General features: G+C 60.8%; 9 protein-coding genes. 5 read left to right on the top strand and 4 right to left on the bottom strand.

What is annotated here, in order from left to right; all coding sequences use genetic code 11:
• Positions 1-4: 4 nt before the first annotated feature.
• Both sorT and sorU read left to right on the top strand, forming a co-directional pair.
• Positions 5-1,198 carry a SorT family sulfite dehydrogenase catalytic subunit gene (sorT, locus tag G502_RS0100710; RefSeq protein WP_022726745.1) on the top strand — a complete coding sequence of 398 codons (1,194 nt, stop codon included), beginning with the start codon at positions 5-7 and terminating at the stop codon, positions 1,196-1,198.
• An 88-nt stretch (positions 1,199-1,286) separates the two neighbouring features.
• Positions 1,287-1,637 (top strand): SorU family sulfite dehydrogenase c-type cytochrome subunit, encoded by a 351-nt coding sequence (gene sorU, locus G502_RS0100715; protein WP_022726746.1) that lies wholly within the window; start codon positions 1,287-1,289, stop codon positions 1,635-1,637.
• Here the strand turns inward: sorU and G502_RS21195 are convergent.
• Positions 1,628-2,167 carry a TIGR02444 family protein gene (locus G502_RS21195; RefSeq protein ID WP_162140925.1) on the bottom strand — a complete coding sequence of 180 codons (540 nt, stop codon included), beginning with the start codon at positions 2,165-2,167 and terminating at the stop codon, positions 1,628-1,630. The two genes, sorU and G502_RS21195, sit on opposite strands and share 10 nt — an antisense overlap.
• Positions 2,160-3,245: an ATP-dependent 6-phosphofructokinase gene (locus G502_RS0100725; protein ID WP_022726748.1), complete on the bottom strand. Its 1,086-nt coding sequence runs from the start codon at positions 3,243-3,245 to the stop codon at positions 2,160-2,162. Before G502_RS0100725 ends, G502_RS21195 begins: the two co-directional genes overlap by 8 nt.
• A 148-nt stretch (positions 3,246-3,393) precedes the next feature.
• On the opposite strand from G502_RS0100725, the gene G502_RS0100730 reads away from it, so the two are divergent.
• Positions 3,394-3,618, top strand: a complete 225-nt coding sequence (locus G502_RS0100730) for a YdcH family protein (protein ID WP_022726749.1) — start codon at positions 3,394-3,396, stop codon at positions 3,616-3,618.
• Positions 3,619-3,636: 18 nt separating this feature from the next.
• On the opposite strand, the gene G502_RS17995 is transcribed toward G502_RS0100730, so the two are convergent.
• The gene (locus tag G502_RS17995) at positions 3,637-4,374 is read right to left on the bottom strand and encodes a GGDEF domain-containing protein (protein ID WP_040487442.1); all 738 of its coding nucleotides are present in this window, start codon (positions 4,372-4,374) and stop codon (positions 3,637-3,639) included.
• A gap of 269 nt (positions 4,375-4,643) precedes the next feature.
• Here G502_RS17995 and purE point away from each other — a divergent pair, with 269 nt between their 5' ends.
• Both purE and G502_RS0100745 read left to right on the top strand, forming a co-directional pair.
• A complete protein-coding gene (purE, locus tag G502_RS0100740) occupies positions 4,644-5,138 on the top strand; it encodes a 5-(carboxyamino)imidazole ribonucleotide mutase (protein ID WP_022726751.1) in 495 nt (164 codons plus the stop codon).
• Positions 5,131-6,231, top strand: a complete 1,101-nt coding sequence (locus G502_RS0100745; protein ID WP_022726752.1) for a 5-(carboxyamino)imidazole ribonucleotide synthase — start codon at positions 5,131-5,133, stop codon at positions 6,229-6,231. Before purE ends, G502_RS0100745 begins: the two co-directional genes overlap by 8 nt.
• Positions 6,232-6,281: 50 nt before the next feature.
• On the opposite strand, the gene G502_RS21770 is transcribed toward G502_RS0100745, so the two are convergent.
• The coding region (locus G502_RS21770) for an adenosylhomocysteinase (protein ID WP_162140926.1) at positions 6,282-6,422 on the bottom strand (141 nt) is incomplete at its 5' end.

Genomic DNA, 6,422 nt, shown 5'->3' on the forward strand with positions numbered 1-6,422 from the left:
CAAAATGGAATCCGCAAGAATTCACCGGAGACATTTCCTGATTGGCTCAGCTGGCACGGCCGGCGCTATCGCGGCAGCTGGCGTGACGGGGGCCAGTTTCCCGGCATTCGCTGACGAGATGGAGTTGCCCGACTATGTCAGTTGGAAAGATGCCGACAAGCTGATCATGCACACCGAGCAAACCCTGGAGATGAAGAGGGGCGCCGGTGGCACCAGTGTCATTACGCCAAACGATGAAGTCTATATCCGTAACAACCTGCCCGCTCCCGACGACTCTGTCGTGGCCGACCGGGATGCCTGGGAAGTCTCGATCGAAGGCGTGAACAACCCACGCACCTTGACCGTAGGGGACCTGAAAAACATCGGCATCGAGACCGTGGCCACGGTCCTGCAGTGTTCCGGCAACGGGCGAGGCTTCTATGACCACGAAACAAGTGGTTCGCAATGGCTCACCGGTGCAGCAGGCTGTGTGCTCTGGAGCGGCGCCCCCATGCGCAAGGTGGTCGAGGAGCTTGGCGGGATAGCCGATGGCGGCGTCTTCATGACCTCCACTGGCGGCGAGGAACTGCCCGACGGCGTCGACGAGAAGTCCATCATCGTCGAGCGCTCGGTCCCAAAGGAAGCCATGGAAAATGCCATCCTGGCCTGGGAGATGAACGGCGACGAGATGCCATTGGCACACGGCGGTCCGCTGCGCATGATCGTGCCCGGGTATTACGGCATCAACAATGTGAAGTACGTCAAGCGCGTCGCCTTCACCGAACAGGAAACTGACGCCAATATCCAGGCTTCCGGCTATCGCGTGCGCCCGGTCGGTGTTGATGGAGCTCCAGATCAGCCTTCCATGTGGGAGATGCAGGTCAAATCCTGGGTCACTCACCCTCTCAAGGACAGCGACAGCGGCCGCGTCCAGATCTATGGCGTGGCCTTCGGTGGCATGAACCCCGTCGACAAGGTCGAGGTCTCGCTTGACGGTGGCGACAGCTGGCAGGAAGCAAGCTTCATCGGTCCCGATCTGGGGCGCTATGCCTGGCGTCCGTTCCTGCTGACCGCGGATCTGGACCCCGGTGATTATGTAATCACCAGCCGTGCCACGGATTCGCAAGGCAATGTCCAGCCTCAGTCCACGGAACCCAACCATCGTGGTTACGACTACAATGGCTGGGACCGTCTGGCCGTGGAGGTTACGGTCGTATAAACTTATCCGGTAAAGGGGCTCCGTCCGACAGGCTACGGACGGGGCCCCTTTCTATCTGATCAACCACATTATTCCAGAGGAACGTTCCATGCCGCAGAGTACGCGGACCAGAGGAGTCTGCCTTGCCATCTCATTGCTGTTGCCCCTGACTGGACTGGCGGCCGCCCCGGTCATGGCCGGAGAAGACAAGGCCCACGAACAGGGGCGCCAGCTTTTTCTCGAGGGCGCCCAGCCCACCTGCGGAACCTGTCATGCCCTTGAGGACGCCGGAACAAGCGGTGCAATCGGACCGAACCTGGATAACCTGCAACCGACCGAGAAAGCCGTGCGCTCAGCCGTCCGTGATGGCGTCGGCGTCATGCCGCCCTTTGGCGACAGCCTCAGCGACGAGGAAATCGAGGCCATCGCAAAATACGTCGTTTCCGTCACTCAGGACTGAAGATAGTCGGTATAGGCCTGCAGGAGTCTATCCGCCAGCTTGCTTCTCTCGTCCGAAGGCGCGGGATTCACAGAGGCGAAAAGTACATCCAGACTGGCGGCCGCACAGGCCGCCTTTTCCTTATCCGTAAAGCCCGACTTTTTGCCGTCAAACTCCATGGCATCCTGAAGGAACGACTGCTGAAGGCGTTCAGCCTCCAATTCCTGCTGCTTGATAGCCTCACGCAAGCTGGCGCAATCCACGCACTGAAGTACTTCAGGACGCTTCATCCAGCGTCGAACCTGGCGTAGTGGCCGGACCACATGCTCCTGCCAGGGTGAAATGACCTGCCAGAGATCTTCCAGCTCCGCCGCCTGCAGTGTCTTTCCATGGCCTGCAACATAGAAGCAGAAAAGCACCAGATTGACGTCCTGACCGTGGTCATCCTGCAGCTCCAGACAAGCCTGTGCCACGCTGGGCCGCTCATAGAAGGCCAGTGAGAAATCCCAGAAGGACAGCCCTTCCCTGTCCAAGCTGCTTCCCTTAGTCACCCAGACAGATTCCCAGTCCACGCGCCGCATTGACCAGGGCTCCCTTCGGATCCACACGGTGCGGCTGGTCAATGATCTGATCCAGCGGAACAGCGTTCACGGAACGCCCTTCCCAGGCCACCATCACGCCCCCCTGCCCCTGGGCAATCAGATCCACGGCATGGACACCGAAGATAGAGGCGATCAGGCGATCCCGTGCAATCGGCGTCCCGCCCCTCTGGACATGTCCCAGCACGGTGACGCGAACTTCAGCTCCGGTCATCTGGCCCAGGCGCTCGCCCACATAGTGGCCGATGCCTCCATACTGGACCTTGCCGGCTTCCGTGGTCCGTCCCACGGGCTGTCCGTCCTCGCGGCGCACTGCTTCCGCGACGACCACCAGGGCGAAGTTGCGGTCCTGGTGCCGCAAGGCTTCGATCTTGCGGGACAGGCTTTCTGCAGACCAGGGGATTTCCGGGATCAGTATGATGTCCGCCCCACCTGCAATTCCGGCACTCAAGGCTATATGGCCGGCGTCGCGGCCCATGACCTCAAGCACCATGATGCGATCGTGGCTGGCAGCGGTTGGCTGCAGGTGATCCAGTGCGTCGGTCGCCACCTCCACCGCGGTCGAATAGCCCACCGCAACCTCTGTGCGCGCGACATCATTGTCGATCGTCTTTGGAATGCCGATAAGCGGCAGCTGTGCCTTTCGACAGAGGCGTTCCAGGATGGCCAGACTGCCATCGCCCCCGATCCCGATCAGCGCATCGATTCCCAGTTCTTGCAGACCTTCGACGATTTCATCGGAGCGATCGACCACAGATCCGTCTGGCAACGGAAACGCAAAGGGATCGCCCTTGTTCGTCGTTCCCAGTACCGTACCCGCCCGGCGCAGCAGGGTGCCGTCAAAGCGCGACAGGTCCAGGGTCTCGGCCTCCACGGGGCGGCTGAGCAGTCCTGCGGTTCCCTTGTGGATGCCGACGACATGCCAGCCATGATCCTCGACAGCACGCTGAACAACCGCACGAATCACGGCATTCAATCCGGCACAGTCCCCACCGCTGGTCAGGACGCCGATTCGCTTGATGTCTGCCATGAGCCAACCCCTGATTCTTCCGGGACGTATGTTTCAGCCTTGAGAAAAACGGAACCCTGTTAGGATTGCAAGCAGGCTTCACGTGACGGCAGGATCACCTGTATAGTGCCCGCCAATTCAGTATCCATGAAAGACAGCTCCTTCCAAGATGGACAAGACCTACAACGAGAGTGAAGAGACTCCCACACAGCTGCGTGAACGGCTCGAGGCGCTGCGCATGGAACACCGTGACCTGGATGACGCCATCCAGCGAATGGTCGAGAATCCACCTTACGACCAATTGAAGATGCAGCGTCTCAAGAAGCGGAAGTTGACGCTGAAAGACAGGATCTCCGACATTGAAGACCGTCTGATCCCGGACATCATCGCCTGAGCCAGGACAGGTCCCCGCTCAACCGTTCTCCAGCCGCTCCTGCTTCTTGCGCTTGCGTTCGTACATCTGGTCATCCGCATTGCGCAGGGCCTCTTCCACCTGTTCACGGCCATCGAAACGATAGACGCCCCACGAGGCCGAAACCGGTATCTCATGCCCTTCCCAATAAAGAGGCGTGCGGGACAAGAGTTCCGCCAGTTCGCTGGCCTTGCGCTCGGCACTCTCCAGATCGGCCTGCACCAGGATGGCACCGAACTCGTCTCCGCCCAGACGAGCCAGGATGTCCGACCCCCGCAGGTTCCGGCGCAGAAGCTCCGCCACATGCAACAGCACGGCATCTCCGGCAGCATGGCCATGACTGTCGTTGATGCGCTTCATGCCATCCAGATCCAGATAGATCAGGCTGCTGGGCATGCCGTAACGCTCGGAAAACGAGATGTAACGGTCCAGTTCCCGCACGAAGGCCCGCCGGTTGATCAGAGGGACGAGTGTGTCCTCGTCCGACAGCTGCTCGAGATACTCGATCCTGCCCTGCGCACGATCCAATTCCTGATGCAGGCGCGAAACTTCGGAGAAAAGCTCCTGCAAGGCATGCCGGACCTTGGGGGTCAATTCGCTTTCGGACAGACCACAGAAAGTCGTCACATCGGCGATGGAATCAAAGCCGGGACTGCGTCCGGTTTGGCTCGCGTCCTTCTTTTCTCCCGTCCGAACCCTTTCCGTCCTGACGGGTGGCGTTGTTCCAGTTATTTTCATGAAAATTCCGTACTCAAGCCTGCTGGAGGCAGGATCATCTGACATCCTGCTCCGGGAATCTCCGCTGTCTGTTCATATCCACCCCGATAGCAGTTCTTTTACATATTTTTTGTTAAAAGGTCCATGCGGCAACTTGAACCTCTGAATGCTTGTTTCACCAGAAGCTTGACGGAATAATGCGCCGGCCCTGGATCATTCACCAGGGGCAACAGGAAATCCGGCGTCCACACGCGGACGCCCGCCCGTATGCAACAAGGGGAAGCACGAACATGGGCCAGCAGCCTCTGGTGGGCGTCATCATGGGCAGCCAGTCCGACTGGCAGACCATGAGACACGCCGCGGACATTCTTGATGAGCTTCAGGTGGCACACGAAACACGCATCGTTTCGGCACACCGCACGCCCGAGCGCCTTTTTGACTATGCCCGAAACGCACGCGAGCGCGGCCTGAAGGTGATCATCGCCGGAGCCGGGGGGGCTGCCCATCTGCCGGGGATGGTTGCCAGTCTGACCAGCCTGCCGGTCCTGGGCGTTCCCGTGGAAAGCAAGGCCCTGCAGGGTATGGACAGCCTGCTGTCCATCGCCCAGATGCCGGGTGGCGTCCCCGTCGGCACCCTGGCCATCGGCAATTCCGGGGCCCGGAATGCCGGCCTGCTGGCGGCTTCGATCCTTTCCCTGTCCGACGCCGGGCTTGCCGAGCGGCTGGACAGTTACCGCAGCAAACAAAGCGACAGCGTTGCCGAAAGGCCTTCAGACCATGACTAAGCCCAAGCACGAAACCCTGCCCCCCGGCTCCGTGATCGGCATCCTGGGTGGTGGCCAACTGGGTCGCATGACGGCCCTGGCTGCAGCGCGTCTGGGCTATCGCAGTCACATTTTCTGTCCAGGTGACGACGAGCCAGCCTGCCAGGTGACCTCGCTCTCCACCCAGGCGGCCTATGACGACGAGCAGGCTCTGGCCGCCTTCGCTGATGCCGTTGACGTGGTCACCTTCGAGTTCGAGAACGTGCCCTCCCGGACAGCGGAGATCCTGGCCGAACGTGTCTCTGTCCACCCCGGCCCGCACATCCTTCACATCTGCCAGAACCGACTGCGTGAGAAGGACTTCCTGGCGTCGATACAGATTCCCACCACCCGCTATACCGAAGTGGCAGGCCCCGAGGCCGTGCAGCGGGCGCTGCGCGATCTCGGCGCACCGGTCATTTTGAAGAGTTGCGATTTCGGCTACGACGGCAAGGGGCAGGTCCTGCTGCGCAACGAGGGCGAAGCGGCCGAGGCCTGGGAGGAAATGCGCCGGCATGCCCCCCAAAGCAATGGCGTCATGGAAGGCTTTGTCGATTTCACCTGCGAGATTTCCGTGATTGCCGCACGCGGGCGTGACGGTACCCTGACCACCTATCCCGCTGTGGAGAATCAGCACCGCGAGCGCATCCTGGACCAGACGCTTGTGCCGGCACGCATCCCCACGGACGTCGCCGACAAGGCTGAAGTCCTGGCGCGCCACATCGCCGAAGAAATGAACCTGGTCGGCCTGATCGCGGTGGAGATGTTCGTCACCCAGGACAACCGTGTCCTGGTCAACGAGATGGCGCCGCGTCCACACAACTCGGGGCACTGGTCAATGGACGCCTGCTACACACCGCAGTTCGAGCAGTTGGTCCGTGCCGTCACTGGCCTGCCGCTCGGCTCCACCGAGCGGCATTCCGATGCCGTCATGCGCAACCTGATCGGCGCGCAGAGCGAAGACTGGTACGAGATTCTCCAGGATCCCACGGCCCGCCTGCACCTTTACGGCAAGGCCGAGGCCCGTCCCGGCCGCAAGATGGGTCACGTCAACAAGCTGATCCCGCGGCGATGAACAGGGGCCGGTGCCCGGCCCGCCCCCTGTTCATCTTATGAGCGAAGAAATCAGTAGCGGTACGATTCGTTCTTATACGGTCCATTGAGCGGGACGCCGATGTATTCGGCCTGTTCCTTGGAGAGCTCGGAGAGGTGGGCGCCGATCTTGTCGAGATGCAGCTTGGCGACCTTCTCGTCCAGGTGCTTGGG

It is taken from the genome of Fodinicurvata sediminis DSM 21159, assembly GCF_000420625.1.
Taxonomy (GTDB): Bacteria; Pseudomonadota; Alphaproteobacteria; order Kiloniellales; family DSM-21159; genus Fodinicurvata; species Fodinicurvata sediminis.